The sequence below is a fragment of the Saccharospirillum sp. HFRX-2 genome (genome assembly GCF_043196805.1).
Lineage (GTDB): Bacteria > Pseudomonadota > Gammaproteobacteria > Pseudomonadales > Natronospirillaceae > Saccharospirillum.
This window is the reverse complement of record NZ_JBEBMU010000004.1, coordinates 295222-313790: the sequence shown is the minus strand read 5'-3', so window position 1 is coordinate 313790 and position 18569 is coordinate 295222. Positions and strand designations below refer to the sequence as shown.

Below are 18569 nucleotides of genomic sequence, written 5' to 3'. Positions count from 1 at the left end.
ACCATGCCGTTGAGCTTGGTGACGTAGGTGTTGTGGTGTTTGCCGTGGTGGTATTCCAGGGTTTCCTGGGAAATGTGTGGTTCCAGGGCGTTCTTGGCGTACGGCAATGCTGGCAGTTCAAAAGCCATGGTTGCTCTCCCTCTGTCTGTTTAATAATGAATGGTCGGGAGTGCCACGGAGCCTCCCTTGTTTGACTCAGTAAAGCATAATCAGGCCGCTTCGCCGGGGTTTCAAGGGGCAGTGATGTAGATGGCGAGGTGGCAAGGCGACAGGGTTCACAACTGCCGTCACAACTCTTGATGCAGCGCTTGTTGCAGCTCTTGTTACAACAGGGGCGCTCCCTATAATGGCGGAACGCATTCCCATTCGAACAGGTAGTGAAAACAATGGCCGATTCCAAGCCGGGACAGGATTTTCCACCCATGATGCCGGACCGAGATGACATTCGTAATCGTCGTCCTGCCGAGCCGACACCGGCTAAGAAAGCCGCTCCTAAATCGAACCCCAGCCCGAAACCGAAAGTGGCACCACCGAGTGAGAACGGCGGTGGTCCCGGCGCTTTAGTGTGGGGCCTGCTGATCGCCTCCCTGGTTCTTGTGCTGGCGTTGCTGCTGTTGGTGCTCAGCCAGCGCCAGACGCTGGCGCAATACGATGAACGTTTGCAGCTCGCCGATGACCGCTTGGTGACCTTGGAACAGGCACTGACTCAGACTGATGAATCGGTGGCCATGAACGAGACCTCGATCAATGCCCGCTTTACCAGCCTGTCGGCGGCGGACGATACGCAGATGTCGGAAATCCGTAAGTTGTGGGCGGTATCGAACGAGCGTAACCGCGAATGGATTGAAGCCAACCAGGCTGCGGTCGCCGATATGGACAGTCGTTTGGGTAATGTCACTTCGCGCCTTGATAACCAGAGCCAAACGCTCAGCACCGTGGATACTCAGTTGGACGAATTGGCGGCGCTGGCAGCCGACCTGGATCGGGCGGTGACCGCGGTGGAAGGTCAGTTGAATGGCTTTGATGCCCAGGCCATTGATGAGCGTCTGGTGTCGCTGACGCTGGCGCAGGAAAACCAGATGATGGACATTGGTGAGCTCGCCGATCAGGTTGATAGCCTGGACCGCAGTCTGGATTCTATCGACAACGGCCGACTGGAAACCAACCGCCGTCTGGTGGCGTTAAGTGAACAACTGAAGGCTCTCGATGCGCGGGTGACCGCCTTGGGTGGCGGCCAATAAAGATGGCCGCCCGGGCGATTGATAAGTCATTTAACCCGCGTCAGGCGGCGATCGTGCAGCGCATCGAACAGGGTGGCCACGCCACCATCGATGATCTGGTCGCCGCCTTTGATGTGACGCCGCAAACCATTCGCCGGGATTTGACTCTGCTTGCCGATGCCGGTCTGATTGCCCGCTTTCACGGCGGCGCCAGCCCGGTGAATTCGACTGAAAACCTGTCCTACCAGGACCGTCAGATTCTCAATCACGGCGCTAAAGAACGCATTGCGCAGTTGGTTGCCGAGCAGATTCCCGATCACGCCAGTCTGTTTATCAATATCGGCACCACCACCGAAACCATAGCGCGGGCGCTGTTGCAGCATCGCGGTTTGCAGGTGATCACCAACAACCTCCATGTTGCGGCGATTCTCAGCCCGAAAGAAGACTTCCGGGTGATTGTCGCCAGCGGTGAAGTGCGCGCTCGTGATGGCGGCATTGTCGGCGAAGCGACGCTCGATTTTATCCGTCAGTTCAAACTCGACTACGGCATTATCGGTATCAGCGGCATTGAAGAAGATGGCGCGCTGCTCGACTACGATTACCGCGAAGTGCGCGTCGCCCAAACCATTATGGAACAAAGCCGACAAGTCTTACTCGCCGCCGACCATTCCAAATTCGGCCGCCGCGCTATGGTGCGTTTGGGGCACATTACCCAGGCGGACGTGTTTGTGACGGACGTAGCGCCGCCGCAGGCAATTGTTGAGCAACTCGAAGCCGCTGAAGTGCGGCTGATTGTTGCGGGAGACGCTTAAGGCGCTGCGCGCCGGGAGACGGAAGACGCCGGATACAAAAAAGGGAGGCGCCATCAGGCGCCTCCCTTTTTTTGCTTAACGCTTGGGTGCTGCGCACCCGGGAGACGGGAGATGCTAAATACACAAAACTAAACCGTCGCAAGCATTCAGCGTCTCCCGTCTCCCGTCCAGCATCAAGCGGGCGCGCTCCGCGCGCCTAATTCCGATGCAACTCGCTGTTCAGTTCGACCTGAGATTTGTTGGTCAAACATTCCACCCGGCCGGTTTCGGCGTTGCGCCAGAACAGCAGGTCAGACTTGCCAGCCAGGTCGCGGGCTTTAACGGTTTCGACGGCTTGCTTGTTGCTGTCGAGCAGGGTGACCTTGGTGCCGGCGGTGATGTACAGACCGGCTTCGACGGTGCAGCGGTCGCCCAACGGAATACCAACACCGGAGTTGGCGCCGAGCAGTGAATTCTGCCCCATGGAAACGACCACTTTGCCGCCGCCCGAGAGCGTACCCATGATGGACGCGCCACCACCGACGTCCGAACCTTCGCCGACCATAACGCCAGCCGAGATACGGCCTTCAACCATAGAAGCACCCGCGGTACCGGCGTTGAAGTTAACAAAGCCTTCGTGCATGACGGTGGTGCCTTCGCCCAGGTGAGCGCCGAGGCGAACACGCGCAGTATCGGCGATGCGTACGCCGGTCGGCACAATGTAGTCAGCCAGTTTGGGAAATTTATCGACGCAGTTCACTTCCAGCACCCGACCGGCCAGACGCGCTTCCATCTGACGTTCGGCGAGCTCGGGCAGGTCGATCGGACCTTCGCTGGTCCAGGCGATGTTATGCAGCAGAGCAAACATACCTTCCAGAGAACAGCCATGCGGTTGCACCAGCCGGTGCGAAATCAACTGCAGTTTCAGGAAAACCTCAGCCACCGAACTGGGCGCTGAGTCGCTTTCAAGTGCGACCAGAATCATCGTCTGATGGCTGCTTTCACCGGCTCGGCAGAATTGTGCATTGATGCTTTGGCTGGCGTCGCTGAAGCGGCTGGCCAGTTCGTTCATCTGGGCGCTTTCGAGCACGAACACTTCGTTGCCGCCGTTCAGTTTTACCACCTCGGTCAGCGCGGCAACCAGAGCGTCGGCCGGGTTCAGAATCGGCTCTGGAAACCAGGCCTCGATGATTTTGCCATCCTTGTTGCGGGTGGCCGTGCCGACGGCCAGAGCGAAATAACTCATCCGGTTTTCCTCAATATGTTCAGTCAGTCAGGTTCGGGTGCATCGCTGCATCAGTCCAGCGACAGCAAATCTTTGAAGGCCTGTTCGTTGTATCCCACCGCGGCGAGACCACGTTGTTCCACCACCGGTCTTTTGATGACCGATGGATTTTCGATCATCAGTTCGATGGCCTTTTCCGGCGTTAAATCAGCTTTGCGTGATGCCTCGATATTACGCCAGGTTGTACCGCGTTTGTTGATCAGATTTTCCCAGCCGACGTGCGGAAACCAGGCGCGCAGCAGCTCTTCCGTTGGCGGTGTTTTCTTGTAGTCGATAAATTCGTAATCCGCGCCCTGGTCGTTAAACCAGGCGAGCGTTTTTTTAATGGTGTCGCAATTGCGTATTCCGTAGATTCGGATCATGGCGTCCGCCCCATAAGGCTGTTGTCGGGTTGGCAGTCGTCGTTAGTCAATTGAATTCAGAGCAGGGATCGCAACCGTTCGGCCGCTTCGATGCAGGCATCCAACTCGGCGACCAGGGCAATACGTACATGGCCATAACCGGGGTTGATGCCGTCGACCTGGCGCGACAAATATTGGCCGGGCAACACATGGATGTTGGCTTTTTCCAGCCACAAACGCGCGATCTGCTCGTCGTCGGTTTCCAGGTTGGGCCAAAGGTAAAAGCTGGCGTCGGGGATGTCCACCGGCATTTTGTCGCCGAGAATCTGTTGCACCGCCTGATACTTCTGGTTGTACAGCACACGGTTTTCGATGACGTGGCTTTCATCATTCCAGGCGGCAATAGAAACGTGCTGAGTCGGTAGCGGCATGGCGCAGCCGTGGTAGGTGCGATAGCGCAAAAAGGTCGCTAATAAGTCGGCATCACCGGCGACAAAACCCGAACGCAAACCGGGCAGGTTGGAGCGCTTGCTCAGGCTGTGAAACACCAGACAGTTTTGGAAACCACCTTCCAGACTGGCCGCTTGCAACAGCCCCGGCGGCGGATTGTTTTCATCGCGATAAAGCTCTGAATAACACTCATCGCTGACCAGAATAACGTCGTGCGCCCGTGCTTTTTTCACCAGGGCGCGCAGTTGATCGAGTTCGATCAAACGGCCCGATGGATTGCCCGGGTTGCAGATAAACAGCAGTTGGCAGTTATCCCAGTCGGCATCGCTGAGCGCGTCGAAATCGGGTTGGTAACCAGTGTCTGCGGTGCAGGGTAAATAGCGCGGTTCGCCGCCGGCGAGGAAAGCCGCGCCTTCATAGATCTGGTAGAACGGATTGGGCATCCAGACTTCGTTTTTTGATGAGTCGGCATCGAATAACGCCTGCACCACCGAGAACAGCGCTTCGCGGGTTCCGGTGACCGGCAGAACATTTTTGTCGGCGCTCAATTCAGTGTCTTGTAAGGCATAGCGCCGCTGACACCAATCGGCGATGGCCTGACGCAGTTGCGGCAAACCGGCGGTGGCTGGATAAACCGAAAACCCGTCCAGATTGGCGTGCAGTTGTTCGGCTAAAAAGGCGGGCGCGGCGTGCTTGGGTTCGCCAATGCCCCAAAGCACGGCGGGCAGGTCGGCCGGTTGAATATCGGCCGTCAGTGCTTTGAGTTTCTCAAAGGGGTAGGGATGCAGACGCGCCATCCGGCTGTTCATTCGCTTTGTCCTTCCACGATGATGGCTTCGAGGGTGCGTTGCAGGTTCTCGACCAGACGCGATTCGTGCAGCGGTTCGTCGTCGCGATCGACGACAAAGAAAACGTCTTCGACGCGCTCGCCGAGCGTTGAAATGCGCGCGCTTTGCATGCGCAGATCGAGCCGTTTAAAGGCGCGGCCGATATCGGCCAACAGACCCGGGCGGTCGGAGGTAATGATTTCCACCACGGTGCGCTGATTGGCCGGATCGTTACTGACGGTGATCTGCGGTGGCATGGCGAAATGTTTGAGCCGGCGCGACAGCCGACGATTCGGCGTGGCGGTTTCTTCCGGGTCCTGAATGGCGAGCAGCAGACGGCGTTGAATGTCGCGCAGCCGTTCCGGATTGTTGCCGATGCTGTGGCCGTCTTCATCGAGCACGATAAAGGTATCGAGACTGAAATCGGATGACGAGGACGTCATGATGCGCGCGTCCTGAATGTCGAGTTCCAGTTGGTCGAGGCAGGCGGCGATGTCAGCAAAGAGGTGCGGCCGGTCCGGTGCGTAGATAAAAATCTGAGTGGCGCCGGCGTAGCCTTCGGCGTCGGTTTCGCGAATCAATACCAGCGGGACATTGAGGCCGTGGTTGGCAATGGCGCGCGTGTGCCAGGCGATGTTTTCCGCTGATTCGCGCAGGAAATAATCGTCACCCGGGTTGTCCCAGAGTTCGAGAATTTCGCGTTCTGAATAGCCATCGTCGCGCAATAAGGCCAGGGCGCCGTTTTTCACTTCCTCGATGCGCTCTTCTTTATTGACCGGGTTTTCCAAACCGCGACGCAGGGCGCGCAGCGTTTCGTTGTAGAGTTTTTTCAACAAGGAAGCGCGCCACGAATTCCACAGGTTGGGATTGGTGGCGTAGATGTCGGCGACGGTGAGCACGTAGAGATAATTCAAGCGGTGCAGATCGCTGACTTGCTGGGCGAAGTGGTTGATCACTTCGGGATCGGAAATGTCCTCGCGCTGAGCCGTCATCGACATCAATAAATGGTTGCGCACCAGCCAGACGACCAGGTCGGACTCCCAGCCGGTGAGACGATGACGGCGCGCAAAACGTTGCACTTCGTCGGCGCCTTCGATGGAGTGATCGCTGCCGCGGCCTTTACCGATGTCGTGATAGAGCGCCGCCACATAGGCCAGTTCCACCTTGGGCAACTGATGAATGATCTTGGTGGCGATGGGAAACTGGACGGTGTTGTTGGCGTGGCGGAAACGGCGCAGGTTGCGGATAGTCAGCAGCGAGTGGGCATCGACGGTGTAGACGTGAAACAGATCGTATTGCATCTGCCCGACAATGCGGCCGAACTCCGGCAAATAGAGACCGAGCACGCCGTATTGGTTCATGCGCATCAGGTTGGTCGATACGCCGGCCGGGCTGCGCATCAATTCCATAAAGAAGGTGATGTTGCGCAAATCCTGGCGGAATTTGCCGTCGATGCGGTGACGGTTGGCGAAAATCTGCCGCAAGGTCGCCGCGCGAATGCCTTTGATTTCCGGGCGTTGGGCACAGAGTACAAAGACTTCCATCAGCGCTGACGGAGTGCGGATAAAAACGGTTTCGTCGATGGTTTCGATGTAGCCGCTGCTGATCTGGAAACGGCTGTTGATGGGGATGACCTGGTCGTCGTCTTCAGCGCCGAGTATGGTTTCATCGAAATGCTGCAACAACATGATGTTCAGCGCGCGCAGCCGGAAAACCTGACGGAAATAATCCTGCATCAGATGTTCGACGGCGAGCTGACCATCGCGGTCGCGGTAACCGAATTGCTCGGCGACCTTTTCCTGCAAGTCGAACAACAGGCGGTCTTCTTCGCGGCCGCTGAAACGGTGCAACGCATAACGGATGCGCCACAGATAATCCTGACCTTCGAGCAAACCCTGATATTCAGCGTCGGTCAGAAAACCGCGCTCGACCAGTTCGCTTAAATCGGTATCGCCGAAATAACGTTTGGCCACCCAGGCGACTGTCTGTATATCGCGCAGTCCGCCGGGACCGGCTTTAACGTTGGGCTCAAGGTTGTATTCGGTTTCGTGATATTTCTGGTGACGATGGGTCTGCTCGTTGATCTTGGCTTTATAGAAAGCCTCGCTCGGCCAGATATGCGCCGGACTGATCAGCGCGCTGACCTTTAACCGCAAGCCAGTGTTGCCGGCCAGGGTGCGGGTTTCCATTAAATTGGTGGTGACGGTGACATCGCCTTCGGCTTCTTCGCGGCAGGCGTCGATGGTGCGCACCGAGTGGCCGATGTCGAGTTTGAGATCCCACATCAGGGTGAGGAAGGACTGAATCGATTCGACGTTGGCGTCGATGCAGGCTTCATCACTGAACAACAATAACAAGTCGATGTCAGACTTGGGCAGCAGTTCGCCGCGGCCATAGCCACCGACGGCGATCAGTGCCAGATCATCCGGGCGTTGCCAGTCGAACTGTTGCCAGGCGGTGTGCAGAATCTGATCCAGCGCCCAGGCGCGGCCGAACACCAGGCTGCGAATGGGTTCTCCGTGATCGAAGCGTTTATCGAGGCGTTGTTGCAGATCGTCCAGCGCCTGGCGCAAAACCGGAATGGGCGGGCGCTCGGCCAGCGCCTGGCGCAAGCCGTCGATATCGACCAGATCGGTGTCAGCGTATTCGCTCAGCGTCATCATTCGTCCCACAGGAAAACCGGCCCTGGCCGGTAGACGTGGCCCGGCCGGACGGCCGGAGCCTGATCTCAGAAGGTTTCTTCAGTGCGCTTGGTGAGTACCTCAACACCGGTGGCGGTGACCAGCAGGGTATGCTCCCACTGCGCCGAGGCTTTGCGGTCTTTGGTGACCACGGTCCATTGATCACCGAGCACCTTGGACTGCGGTTTACCGGCGTTGATCATCGGTTCGATGGTGAAGGTCATGCCTTCTTTCAATTCCAGGCCGGTGCCGGGCTTGCCGTAATGCAGTACCTGCGGATCTTCATGGAATACCGCGCCAATGCCATGGCCGCAGTATTCGCGCACCACTGAGTAATAGTTGCTTTCGGCGTGCTGCTGGATGACGTGACCGATATCGCCCAGACGCGTACCGGGCTTGACCAGCTCGATACCTTTATACAGACACTCCTGAGTCACCCGCACCAGACGCTCCAGGTGCGCCGGGGCTTCACCGACGAAATACATTTTGCTGGTATCGCCGTGATAGCCATCTTTAATGACGGTGACGTCGATATTAACAATGTCGCCTTTCTTGAGGATCTTGTCGTCGCTGGGAATGCCGTGACAGATTACGTGGTTGACCGATGTACAGACTGATTTGGGAAAGGGTGGATTACCGTAGTTCAGCGGCGCTGGAATCGCCTTTTGTACATCGACAATATAGTTGTGGCAGAGGCGGTCGAGCTCACCGGTACTGACACCGGGTTTGACGTGCTCGCCGATCATCTCCAGCACCTCGGCGGCCAGGCGGCCGGCGACGCGCATCTTTTCAATTTCCTCAGCGGTCTTGATGGTTACAGCCATGGGGGTCTCAAGCAGATGGTGATTCGTAGCGCGCTAGTTTACCGATTTTGAGTGCAGGTTGCAGCCTTGTGACATAAAGCCAGACGGTTGCCAGCTGCTCATGGCGCCGCTCGGCGTTGAGTTCGCTGGCTCGCTGTGGTATAAAGCGCGCCGCTCTGGGCTGCCTGATGGACAGTCCGGGTTTACTGCCAGTGGATAACCGCTGGTGAATCCTAACTCTCACATGCGCCGGCACATGATTCCGGGTGCCTTTGTCCGAACGGACGGAGGTTGGATCATGGGGCGTGTGGAGGCCTAACCCGAACAGTGAGGACAATATGGCTACTGTTTCTATGCGTGACCTGCTTAAAGCAGGCGTACACTTCGGTCACCAGACCCGTTACTGGAACCCGAAGATGGGCAAATACATCTTTGGTGCCCGCAACAAGATCCACATCATCAACCTGGAGCACACCGTTCCGGCGTTGAACTCCGCTCTGGCCCGTATCGGCCAAATGGCTGGTGGCAAGAACAAGATTCTGTTCGTTGGCACCAAGCGTTCTGCCAGCAACATCGTGCGTGAACAAGCGTCCCGTGCCGGTATGCCTTATGTGGTACACCGTTGGCTCGGCGGTATGTTGACTAACTACAAAACCATCCGTGTTTCCATCAAGCGTCTGCGTGAACTGGAAACTCAGCGTGGTGACGGCACCTTTGAACAGCTGACCAAGAAAGAACGTCTGATGCGTGAGCGTGAGATCGAGAAGCTGGAAAAAACCATCGGCGGTATCAAGGACATGGGCGGCCTGCCGGATGCCCTGTTCGTTATTGACGTCGATCACGAGCGCATCGCTATTCAGGAAGCCAACAAGCTGGGTATTCCGGTTATCGGTGTGGTCGATACCAACTCCAACCCGGACGGTGTCGACATCGTTATCCCGGGTAACGACGACGCCATCCGCGCCATCGAGATCTACGCCAGCTCTGTTGCTGATGCCATTCTCGAAGCGCGTGCTGCCAACGCGACCGAAGCGGATGAGTTTGTTGAAGTTGCTGAAGAAGCCACTGACGAACCCGCTGCCGAGTAAGCAGCACAGGCAGCGGCCGCACGACAAAGGGGCCACGGCCCCTTTTTGTTAGCCCGGTCACCGGGTGGTCATCGGCCGCTGTCACTATCGAATTGAACCGAACCTCGAGGAAATGAACATGGCTACTATTACTGCGGCCCAGGTAAAGGAACTGCGTGAGCGCACTGGCCTGGGCATGATGGAATGTAAGAAGGCCCTGGTTGAAGCCGATGGCAACATCGAAGCGGCGATCGACAACCTGCGCAAGGCCTCTGGTCTGAAAGCGGCCAAAAAAGCCGGCCGTACTGCGGCTGAAGGCGTGATCATCACCCGTCAATCTGCCGACAACAGCGAAGCGCTGCTGCTGGAAGTCAACTGCGAAACCGATTTCGTGGCTCGCGATGACAACTTCCTGAACTTCGCCAACAAGGTCGCTGACCAGGCGATGGCTGACAAGCAGACCGACATCGCTGCGTTGATGGCGGCGGGTCTGGAATCTGAGCGTGAAGCGCTGGTGCAGAAAATCGGTGAGAAAATCGACGTGCGTCGTGCTTTCCTGATTGGTGGCGCCGGCAAAACCGTTGCCACCTACGTTCACGGCGGCCGTATCGGCGTTGCTGTTGAAATGGAAGGCGGTAACGAAGAACTGGGCCGTGATGTGGCGATGCATATTGCTGCCATCAATCCTCAGTACGTTTCTGCTGACGACGTTCCTCAGGAAGTGCTCGAGCGCGAAAAAGAAGTGGTTGCTGCCCAGGCTGAGAATTCTGGCAAGCCGGCTGAAATCATCGAGAAGATGGTTGGCGGTCGTCTGAAGAAATTCGTTGCTGAAATCTCCTTGCTGGAACAGCCGTTCGTTAAAGACCCGGATACCAAGGTCGGTAACCTGGTTAAGAACGCTGGCGCCACCTTGACCGCTTTCACTCGTCTGGAAGTGGGCGAGGGCATCGAGAAAGAGGAAGTCGACTTCGCCGCTGAAGTCGCCGCCGCTGCCAAGGGCAGCTAAGCGGAAAGAAGGGCAGGTTATCTGCCCTTTTTTTTGGCCTGTGCAAGCGCAAAACGAGTCACTTAATGATCGCGAGTGAACCGCTATACTGGCCAAAGCCCGCCGCACCGCTTTAACCGGTGCGGCTCCAATCACTGCCAAAGGAAAAGGTTGCCATGCCAACGAAAGATTCCCATCCCCGCTACAAACGCATCCTGCTCAAACTCAGTGGCGAAGCCCTGTCCGGCGAGCAGGGCTTTGGTATCGACCCGAAAGTGCTCGACCGCATGGCGCTGGAAATCGGTCAGCTGGTGGGTATCGGCGTCCAGGTGGGTCTGGTGATCGGCGGCGGTAATCTGTTCCGCGGCAAGGCGTTGCATGAAGCCGGCCTCGACCGCGTGACCGGCGACCATATGGGTATGCTGGCCACGGTGATGAACGCCCTGGCGATGCGCGATGCGCTGGAACGCTCCAATATCCGCAGCCGGGTGATGTCGGCCATTCCCATGTCGGGCATTGTCGAGCACTATGACCGGCGCAGCGCGATTCGCTATCTGACGCAGGGTGACGTGGTTATCTTCTCCGCCGGCACCGGCAACCCCTTCTTTACCACCGACTCAGCCGCCTGCTTGCGCGGCATTGAAGTCGAGGCCGATCTGGTGCTGAAAGCCACCAATGTAGATGGTGTTTACAGTGCCGATCCCCGAACCGTTCCGGATGCGGTAAAATACGATCGCCTGAGCTACGACGAAGCGCTGGAAAAACAGCTGGGTGTGATGGATTTGACGGCTGTCTGCCTGGTGCGGGATCATAATATGCCGGTTCGGGTATTCAACATGAACAAGCCAGGAGCCTTGGTGTCGCTGATGGTCGGTGGCAATGAGGGTACGCTCATGGCAGAGGACATTACTGCATGATCGAAGACATTAAGAAGGAAACGGAAGCGCATAACAAAAGAGCCCTGGTCGCTTTGGACGAAGGCTTCAATCGCATCCGTACCGGCCGGGCCAACCCGTCCATCTTCGACGCCTTAAGCGTCAGCTATTATGGTGTCGATACACCGCTGCAACAGGTCGCCAACATCACCGTCGAAGACGGTCGTACCCTGGCCATCGTGCCGTGGGAAAAAAACATGGTGCCGGAAATCGAAAAGGCCATCATGAAGGCAGACCTGGGTTTGAACCCGGCCACCTCCGGTGACAAGATTCGTGTCGTTATGCCGGCGCTGACCGAAGAGACGCGCAAAGACATGATCAAGGTGGCGCGTGCTGAGGCCGAAAAAGCCCGGGTGTCCATTCGCAATGGACGCCGCGACGCCAATGCCACCATCAAAGATCTGGTGAAGGAAAAAGAACTGTCGGAAGACGAAGGTCGCAACGCTGAAGAAGATGTTCAGAAGCTGACCGATAAAGCCATCGCCATGGTCGAAAAGCATTTAGAAGAAAAAGAGCAAGAGTTGATTACGGTCTAAAACCGTTCTCAAGCAAGAGAGGGGAGGCAGCATGGCAAAGCCATGTTGCCTTTAGTTTTTTCAGTCCCTGAGTGACGCTGGTTGTTTGACCAGTGTGCCAAATCGTCAGGAGTCTGTTGCGTCGGGAAGGCGCCGGACACGAACCGAACTATGGATCGCCTATGACCACTGCCCAAGATCAGGGAGAGCAGAGCATTCCTCGCCATCTGGCCATTATCATGGATGGCAATAATCGTTGGGCAAAAAAGCGACCGCTGGGTGGAATATCGGGTCATAAGGCGGGCGTAAAATCCGTGCGTACCGTGGTGGAAGCCTCGGCGCGGGCGGGAGTGGAAGTGCTCACTCTGTACGCTTTCAGTTCGGAAAACTGGCGACGGCCGACGGAAGAAGTCAACGCCCTGATGGATCTGTTCCTGATGGCGCTGAACCGGGAAGTGAAGAAGCTGCACAAGAATAATCTGCGTTTGCGTATTATCGGCGACACCAGCCGATTCAGCGCGGCTATCCAGAAAGCGATTGTTGCTGCTGAGCAACTGACGGCCGACAACACCGGTATGACGCTGGCGGTCGCGGCTAATTATGGCGGCCACTGGGATATCACCCAGGCCGCACGAAGCTTGGCTGAGGATGTCGCTGAAGGTCGCTTAACACCGGCAGACGTGACCGAAGCAAGCCTGCAGGCGCGAGTGGCTCTGGGTGATTTGCCGCCGCCGGATCTGTGCATTCGTACCGCCGGCGAGCAACGCATTTCCAATTTCTTGTTGTGGCAGTTTGCCTATACGGAATTCTATTTCACGCCCGAGTTTTGGCCGGATTTCAACCAAGAATCACTGCAGCGGGCTTTTGCCAGCTATGCCGGTCGGGTACGACGTTATGGTCGAACCGACGAGCAACTGGAGCAGACGCTGAGTTCCTGATTATGTTTATACAACGCCTGATTACCTCTCTGGTACTGGCCCCGCTGATGCTGGCTGGCATTTATTTGCTGCCGGCTGATTACTTTTCCCTGTTCATCGGACTCATCGTCGTCTTGGCTGCCTGGGAGTGGGCCAATCTGGCGGGTTACAGCCGTACCACCACTCGCCTGACCGTGGCCATTGCCGGCGCCGCCATTTTGCTGGCGGTTGACTGGTGGCGGCTGAGCGCTCAGATCAGTTGGCAGGCGCTGATGGTTGCCGCTGTGATCTGGTGGTTGCTGGCGCTGTTGTTGGTGCTGACTTATCCCGGCAGTCAGACCGTTATCCGTCGCCGCTGGGTTCGTCTGTTGATGGGCGTACCGGTGTTGGTGCCGTTCTGGCTGGGCCTTAATGTCTTGAAAGGCCGCCCCGACGCCGCGCTGGTACTGACCTGGCTGATGCTCTTGGTTTGGGGTGCGGACGTCGGCGCGTACTTTGCCGGTCGTGCTTTTGGTAACCGCAAACTGGCACCGAACGTCAGTCCGGGTAAAACCTGGGCCGGCGTCTATGGCGGTATGGCGACGTCAATTCTGGTATCGGTGGTGGTGGCGCTGAACTTTCTACCGCCATTGAATGCCATGCAGTGGGCGGCTTTGGTACTGGTCAGTGCCTTGCTGGTGGCCATCTCGGTGTTGGGCGATCTGCTGGAAAGTTTGCTCAAGCGTTACCGCGGTATTAAAGATTCTTCGCAATTGCTGCCCGGTCACGGCGGTGTGCTCGATCGCATCGACAGTCTGTGTGCGGCAACCCCGCTGTTCTGTCTCTTGCTGGTGGTGATTTCGGTATGAGCCCGACGCGCCCGCAACGTGTTTGTGTGTTAGGCGCCACCGGTTCGGTGGGCGTCAATACGCTGGATGTGATTGGGCGTCATCCGGATCGTTTTCAGCTGGTGGCGATCAGCGGGCATCGCAATATTGACCGCTTGGCGCAGCAAACCCGAGCGTTTAAGCCGCGCTGGGTGGTGGTGCCAGACGAAGCGGCGCGTCGTCAGTTGCTGGATTTGATCGGCTCAGTCACTACCGAAGTTCTGGTCGGCGAAGCGGCCTTGGCCGAAGTGGCTGCGTCGCCTGAAGTCGATGTGGTGATGGCGGCCATCGTCGGTTCTGCCGGTCTGATGTCTTCGTTAGCGGCGGCTCGTGCGGGTAAGCGTTTGCTGCTGGCTAACAAGGAAAGTCTGGTCGTGGCGGGCGATTTGCTGATGCGTTCCGTGGCGGAATCGGGCGCGCAACTGCTGCCGATCGACAGTGAACACAACGCGATTTTTCAATGCCTGCCGTCCGAGCATCGCCGCCAGGGCGTGTCCTCTGTCTTGTTGACGGCCTCGGGTGGTCCTTTCCTGAATACCCCGGCGAACCGGCTGGCGCAGATGTCGCCAGCGCAGGCAGTGGCGCATCCCAACTGGTCGATGGGCGCCAAGATTTCGGTCGATTCCGCTTCGCTGATGAACAAAGGTCTGGAGTTGATCGAAGCCTGTTGGCTGTTCGGTCTGACGCCTGCCGATGTCGAGGTAGTGATTCACCCGGAAAGCATTATCCATTCGATGGTGCGCTATCTGGATGGTTCGGTCATTGCGCAACTGGGTACACCGGATATGCGCACGCCAATCGCCTTTGGTCTGGGCTATCCCGAGCGCATTGCCAGTGGCAGTGAGCCGTTGGCGTTCGACCCCAGCTTGAAGCTGACCTTCGATCAGCCCGATCGCCAACGCTTTCCCTGTCTGCGTCTGGCCGAAGAAGCCATAGCGGCTGGTGGCACCTTGCCAGCCGTGTTGAATGCGGCCAACGAAATCAGCGTGGCGGCGTTTCTCGATGAGCGTTTGCGCTTTACTGACCTGGCCCGCATTAATGAGCAAACCATGGATCGGCTGGGCAGCACGGCGGTGAGCTCGGTCGAGCAATTGCTGGATGTTGATCGCCAGGCACGGCAAGTTGCCGCCATGGTGATCAAGGAGATGGGCGTATGACCTTGTTGAACTCTGTGCTGGGCATTCTGCTGGCGCTGGGCATTCTGGTGACGGTGCATGAATACGGCCACTTCTGGGTGGCGCGTCGCAACGGCATTAAGGTGCTGCGTTTTTCCATCGGTTTTGGTCGGCCGTTGCTGCGTTGGTACGATCGCCACGGCACCGAATTTGCCATCGCCTGGATACCGCTGGGCGGCTACGTGAAAATGCTCGACGAGCGTGAGGCACCGGTCGATCCGGCGCAACGTGATCAGGCGTTTAACAGCAAAACGCCGCTGCAGCGTATTGCCGTGGCGTCAGCTGGACCGGCGGCGAATTTTTTGTTCGCCATTGTCGCCTTTGCGTTGTTGTACAGCCTGGGAGTGCGCGAACTGGCCTCTTACGTCGAAGCGCCGGCGCCGAATTCGCCGGCGGCTGCGGCCGGTTTTGTTGAGGGTGATCGCATTACCGCCATCGATACTCAGAGTGTCGATTCCTGGCGTGGCATCAGCCTGGCGTTGGCGCGTCGGGTTGGCGACAGCGGCGCTCTGGATTTTCAGGTTGAGCAGGCCGATGGTGTCATGACTTCGCGTTCCATTCCGGTGGAGCGTTGGCTGGCGTCGGAATCCGAACCCAACCCTTTGGGGAATTTGGGACTCTATCCGGATCGACCTGAAACACCGGCGATTATCGGTGAGGTCTTCGCCGATGGCGCCGGTGCTGCTGCCGGTCTGCAAAGCGGCGATCGCATCGTCGCGGTGGATGGTCAAGTCATCGAAAATTGGCTGGACTGGGTGGCAGTGATCCAGCCCAATGGCGGGCTCGATCTGAGCGTGGAACTGATCCGCGACGGTCAGCCGCTGCACTTGACGCTGACGCCCAACGAGCGCGAGGTCAACGGCCAGACTCAAGGCTTTATCGGTACCGCAGCGGCGCCGGTTGAATGGCCCGAAGATCGTCTGCTGACGTTTCGGGTGGCACCCTGGACCGGCGTCTGGCTCGGCTTGCAGGACACCTGGGAAATGGTGCACCTGAGCTTTGCAATGTTGGGTAAAATGCTCAGCGGCCTGGTTTCGGTGCAGCAGATTGGTGGACCGATTTCCATGGCGCAAATGGCGGGCGATTCGGTTCAGGGTGGCCTGGAAAGTTTCGTGCGTTTTCTGGCCTTTATCAGCATCAGTTTGGGCGTGGTGAATCTGCTGCCGATCCCGGTGCTCGATGGCGGCCATATTCTTTTTTACAGCATTGAATGGTTACGCGGTCGGCCTTTGTCCGAACGCGTACAAATGATTGGTTCGCAGCTGGGTTTGTTGCTGGTGTTGGGACTGATGATGCTGGCGTTTGTTAATGATCTCGGCCGTTTGGGCTGAATGTGATGGCACTAGGGGTAATCGTTTGAGAGTTGTTATGAGATCAGTCGGGGTAGCACTGACCACCATGCTGTTGAGTGTCGGCGCTGTTGCCGCTCCTTTTGAGTTATCTGCCATCACCATCAATGGTTTGCAACGGGTCTCCCTGGGTTCGGTACTGCAGGCCTTACCCATACAGGAAGGCGACCGGGTCGACACTGATAACGCCGCCGATTGGCTGCGAGCCATCAACGATACCGGTTATTTCAACGATGCCCGGGTGTCGCGTGAAGGCGATGAACTGATCTTCGATCTGACCGAGCGTCCCGCCATTCACAGTGTTGAGTTTTCCGGCAACAAAACCATTCCGACCGACGCGCTGGAACGCGTCATGGAAAATGTCGGGCTGGATGAAGGCGAAATTTACAGCCAGTCGTTGCTCGAGGGCATCGAACTGGAACTGGAGCGCCAGTACAGCTTGCAAGGCCGCTACAACGCCAGTGTCGATCTGGTGGTAACACCGTTGTCGCTGAACCGCGTCGATATTGAGCTGGATATCAGCGAAGGGCCGGTGGCCAAGGTCGATCATATTGAAATCACCGGTAACAGCGTCTTCACCGATGCCGAATTGCTCGATGCCTTACAGATGCGCGAAACCAGTTCGACGCGCTATCCATTCCAGTTTATTGCCCGCCGTAATCGCTTTGGTCAGGCACAGCTGACCGGCGATGAATCGCGTCTGGAAAACTATTACCTCGATCGCGGTTATCTCGACTTCCGGCTGGAATCCACTCAGGTTTCCATCGCCGATAATAAATCCGCCATCACCCTGGTTTATAACGTCCACGAAGGCGAACGCTATACCTTGTCGAGCATGGAGCTGACCGGTGATCTGGTTGGCCTGGACGATGAACTGCAAGCCTTGGTGACGGCCGAGCCGGGCGATACCTATTCGCGCCTGACTGTGGCGAATATCAACAGCGCCATTACCGATACGCTGGGCGAGCGCGGCTATGCCTTTGCCGAGGTGCGACCGCAACTGGAACCGGACCGCGATGCGTTGACCGTCGCGGTTAATCTGCAGGTGAATCCAGGGCAGCCGGTGTACGTGAACCGTATCGAAATACGCGGCAATACGGCGACCAATGATGAAGTGATTCGCCGTGAATTACGTCAGTTGGAACGCGGTCTGGTGATCAATCGCAATATCCGGCAATCACGCTCACGGTTGGAACGACTGGGTTACTTCAGCTCGGTCAATATTAATACCCGGCGGGTCAGTGGCCGCGATGATCTGGTTGATTTAATCGTCGAGGTGGAAGAGACCACCAATTCGCAAATTACCGGTTCGATCGGTTTTTCCGATGCCAGCGGTATTTTTGCCGAAGCGCGCATTGACCAGAAAAACTTTCAGGGCAAAGGCTACGATTTTTCGGCGTCGGTGACGGTGAACGAAAGTCAGCAGCTGTATAACCTGTCATTTGAAGATCCGTACTTCACGGTTAATGGCGTCAGCCGTGGTATCAATTTGTTCTATCGCCGTACCGACTTCAGCAACGCCACCTTTGATACCTATGCAACCAATACCTTCGGTGGCCGTTTGACGCTGGGTTATCCGATCGCTGAAAACCAGCGCGTTAATTACGCTCTGGGCTACAGTCAGGATGAACTCTTTGTCAGCGATGCCGCGCCGCGGGAACTGACCGACTTTAAAGACAACAATCCGGGCACTTACGACATCGTCGATGCTCGACTGTCCTGGGTTTACAACAGCCTGAACGGTACGTTTAAAGCGACCCGGGGCCGACAAATGACGCTGGCCAGTGAAGTGGCCACGCCCTTGGGTGATTTGACCTACTATCGTTTGACGGCGGCTGCGGAGCAGTACTTCCCAATTAACGACCAGTACAGCTTCCGCCTGCATACCGACCTGGGTTACGGCGGTGGTTACGGTGAGTCCAGCCAGCTGCCTTTCTACAAGAATTTCTATTCAGGTGGTGTACGGTCCATTCGCGGTTATCAACCCAATTCACTGGGGCCTTTGGGAACTCCGCAAACCCTGGGTGATGATGCCGATCCGATTGGCGGTAACATCCAGGTCGAGTACGGCGCTGAGCTGTTGATCCCTATGCCTTTGGTGGAAGATCAGTCGACCTTCCGGGCGTCATTATTTATCGACGGCGGCAATGTCTTCACCGATCACTGCCGCCTCGACAATACCAGTTGTACGGAAGGCGTTGATCTGAGCGAGATGCGTTACGCGGCCGGTTTCGATTTGACCTGGATTACGCCGCTGGCGCCGTTGAGCTTTAGTTATGCCTGGCCGTTGAACGCTCAGGATGGCGATCAGGAACGGAACTTTGCCTTTACCATTGGTCTGGCATACTGAGCGGACTTTAGA

The 18569-nt window shown here is 57.1% G+C and carries 16 protein-coding genes and 1 pseudogene; 11 read left to right on the top strand and 6 right to left on the bottom strand.

All coding sequences use genetic code 11. The features are described 5' to 3' along the window. A pseudogene (locus ABMA60_RS11580) lies at window positions 1–128 on the bottom strand (superoxide dismutase [Fe]); the annotation flags it as partial. 258 nt (window positions 129–386) lie between these two features. On the opposite strand from ABMA60_RS11580, the gene ABMA60_RS11575 reads away from it, so the two are divergent. Both ABMA60_RS11575 and ABMA60_RS11570 read left to right on the top strand, forming a co-directional pair. After that, window positions 387–1241 carry a hypothetical protein gene (locus ABMA60_RS11575; RefSeq protein ID WP_392803107.1) on the top strand — a complete coding sequence of 285 codons (855 nt, stop codon included), beginning with the start codon at window positions 387–389 and terminating at the stop codon, window positions 1239–1241. 2 nt (window positions 1242–1243) lie between these two features. Beyond that, window positions 1244–2032: a DeoR family transcriptional regulator gene (locus tag ABMA60_RS11570; protein ID WP_392803104.1), complete on the top strand. Its 789-nt coding sequence runs from the start codon at window positions 1244–1246 to the stop codon at window positions 2030–2032. Between the two features lie 196 nt (window positions 2033–2228). Here the strand turns inward: ABMA60_RS11570 and dapD are convergent, their stop codons facing one another. The 5 genes from dapD to map form a co-directional block, all read right to left on the bottom strand. Next, window positions 2229–3257 (bottom strand): 2,3,4,5-tetrahydropyridine-2,6-dicarboxylate N-succinyltransferase, encoded by a 1029-nt coding sequence (gene dapD / locus ABMA60_RS11565; protein WP_392803101.1) that lies wholly within the window; start codon window positions 3255–3257, stop codon window positions 2229–2231. A 50-nt stretch (window positions 3258–3307) separates the two neighbouring features. After that, complete coding sequence (locus tag ABMA60_RS11560; protein ID WP_392803098.1) at window positions 3308–3658, bottom strand: Spx/MgsR family RNA polymerase-binding regulatory protein; 351 nt, start codon at window positions 3656–3658, stop codon at window positions 3308–3310. Window positions 3659–3714: 56 nt separating this feature from the next. Further along, window positions 3715–4896: a succinyldiaminopimelate transaminase gene (dapC, locus tag ABMA60_RS11555; protein ID WP_392803095.1), complete on the bottom strand. Its 1182-nt coding sequence runs from the start codon at window positions 4894–4896 to the stop codon at window positions 3715–3717. Then, window positions 4893–7574, bottom strand: a complete 2682-nt coding sequence (glnD, locus tag ABMA60_RS11550; RefSeq protein ID WP_392803092.1) for a [protein-PII] uridylyltransferase — start codon at window positions 7572–7574, stop codon at window positions 4893–4895. Before glnD ends, dapC begins: the two co-directional genes overlap by 4 nt. A 68-nt stretch (window positions 7575–7642) precedes the next feature. Then, window positions 7643–8419 carry a type I methionyl aminopeptidase gene (gene map, locus ABMA60_RS11545; RefSeq protein WP_392803089.1) on the bottom strand — a complete coding sequence of 259 codons (777 nt, stop codon included), beginning with the start codon at window positions 8417–8419 and terminating at the stop codon, window positions 7643–7645. A gap of 317 nt (window positions 8420–8736) precedes the next feature. Here map and rpsB point away from each other — a divergent pair, with 317 nt between their 5' ends. The 9 genes from rpsB (at window position 8737) to bamA (ending at window position 18557) form a co-directional block, all read left to right on the top strand. After that, complete coding sequence (gene rpsB / locus ABMA60_RS11540) at window positions 8737–9486, top strand: 30S ribosomal protein S2 (RefSeq protein WP_392803087.1); 750 nt, start codon at window positions 8737–8739, stop codon at window positions 9484–9486. Between the two features lie 118 nt (window positions 9487–9604). Further along, window positions 9605–10471 carry a translation elongation factor Ts gene (tsf, locus tag ABMA60_RS11535; RefSeq protein WP_392803085.1) on the top strand — a complete coding sequence of 289 codons (867 nt, stop codon included), beginning with the start codon at window positions 9605–9607 and terminating at the stop codon, window positions 10469–10471. 155 nt (window positions 10472–10626) lie between these two features. After that, window positions 10627–11367: a UMP kinase gene (gene pyrH, locus ABMA60_RS11530; RefSeq protein ID WP_392803082.1), complete on the top strand. Its 741-nt coding sequence runs from the start codon at window positions 10627–10629 to the stop codon at window positions 11365–11367. Further along, window positions 11364–11921, top strand: a complete 558-nt coding sequence (gene frr / locus ABMA60_RS11525) for a ribosome recycling factor (RefSeq protein ID WP_392803080.1) — start codon at window positions 11364–11366, stop codon at window positions 11919–11921. Before pyrH ends, frr begins: the two co-directional genes overlap by 4 nt. A 161-nt stretch (window positions 11922–12082) precedes the next feature. Continuing rightward, window positions 12083–12838, top strand: coding sequence for a polyprenyl diphosphate synthase (uppS, locus tag ABMA60_RS11520; RefSeq protein ID WP_392803077.1), 756 nt, complete (start codon window positions 12083–12085; stop codon window positions 12836–12838). A 2-nt stretch (window positions 12839–12840) separates the two neighbouring features. Beyond that, window positions 12841–13665 (top strand): phosphatidate cytidylyltransferase, encoded by an 825-nt coding sequence (locus ABMA60_RS11515; RefSeq protein WP_392803074.1) that lies wholly within the window; start codon window positions 12841–12843, stop codon window positions 13663–13665. Further along, entirely contained in the window at window positions 13662–14840 is a 1179-nt protein-coding gene (gene ispC / locus ABMA60_RS11510; protein WP_392803071.1) for a 1-deoxy-D-xylulose-5-phosphate reductoisomerase, read from the top strand. Before ABMA60_RS11515 ends, ispC begins: the two co-directional genes overlap by 4 nt. Then, entirely contained in the window at window positions 14837–16189 is a 1353-nt protein-coding gene (rseP, locus tag ABMA60_RS11505; RefSeq protein WP_392803068.1) for an RIP metalloprotease RseP, read from the top strand. Before ispC ends, rseP begins: the two co-directional genes overlap by 4 nt. 37 nt (window positions 16190–16226) lie before the next feature. Beyond that, on the top strand, window positions 16227–18557 hold the full coding sequence (gene bamA, locus ABMA60_RS11500) for an outer membrane protein assembly factor BamA (RefSeq protein ID WP_392803065.1): 2331 nt from the start codon (window positions 16227–16229) through the stop codon (window positions 18555–18557). Window positions 18558–18569: the final 12 nt, after the last annotated feature.

Coding starts and splice junctions, on each gene's coding strand:
- uppS (WP_392803077.1), top strand. CDS start 12,083: ATGACCACTGCCCAAGATCAGGGAGAGCAGAGCATTCCTCGCCATCTG.
- dapC (WP_392803095.1), bottom strand. CDS start 4,896: ATGAACAGCCGGATGGCGCGTCTGCATCCCTACCCCTTTGAGAAACTC.
- ABMA60_RS11560 (WP_392803098.1), bottom strand. CDS start 3,658: ATGATCCGAATCTACGGAATACGCAATTGCGACACCATTAAAAAAACG.
- glnD (WP_392803092.1), bottom strand. CDS start 7,574: ATGACGCTGAGCGAATACGCTGACACCGATCTGGTCGATATCGACGGC.
- pyrH (WP_392803082.1), top strand. CDS start 10,627: ATGCCAACGAAAGATTCCCATCCCCGCTACAAACGCATCCTGCTCAAA.
- dapD (WP_392803101.1), bottom strand. CDS start 3,257: ATGAGTTATTTCGCTCTGGCCGTCGGCACGGCCACCCGCAACAAGGAT.
- ABMA60_RS11570 (WP_392803104.1), top strand. CDS start 1,244: ATGGCCGCCCGGGCGATTGATAAGTCATTTAACCCGCGTCAGGCGGCG.
- rseP (WP_392803068.1), top strand. CDS start 14,837: ATGACCTTGTTGAACTCTGTGCTGGGCATTCTGCTGGCGCTGGGCATT.
- ABMA60_RS11575 (WP_392803107.1), top strand. CDS start 387: ATGGCCGATTCCAAGCCGGGACAGGATTTTCCACCCATGATGCCGGAC.
- ispC (WP_392803071.1), top strand. CDS start 13,662: ATGAGCCCGACGCGCCCGCAACGTGTTTGTGTGTTAGGCGCCACCGGT.
- ABMA60_RS11515 (WP_392803074.1), top strand. CDS start 12,841: ATGTTTATACAACGCCTGATTACCTCTCTGGTACTGGCCCCGCTGATG.
- frr (WP_392803080.1), top strand. CDS start 11,364: ATGATCGAAGACATTAAGAAGGAAACGGAAGCGCATAACAAAAGAGCC.
- tsf (WP_392803085.1), top strand. CDS start 9,605: ATGGCTACTATTACTGCGGCCCAGGTAAAGGAACTGCGTGAGCGCACT.
- rpsB (WP_392803087.1), top strand. CDS start 8,737: ATGGCTACTGTTTCTATGCGTGACCTGCTTAAAGCAGGCGTACACTTC.
- map (WP_392803089.1), bottom strand. CDS start 8,419: ATGGCTGTAACCATCAAGACCGCTGAGGAAATTGAAAAGATGCGCGTC.
- bamA (WP_392803065.1), top strand. CDS start 16,227: ATGAGATCAGTCGGGGTAGCACTGACCACCATGCTGTTGAGTGTCGGC.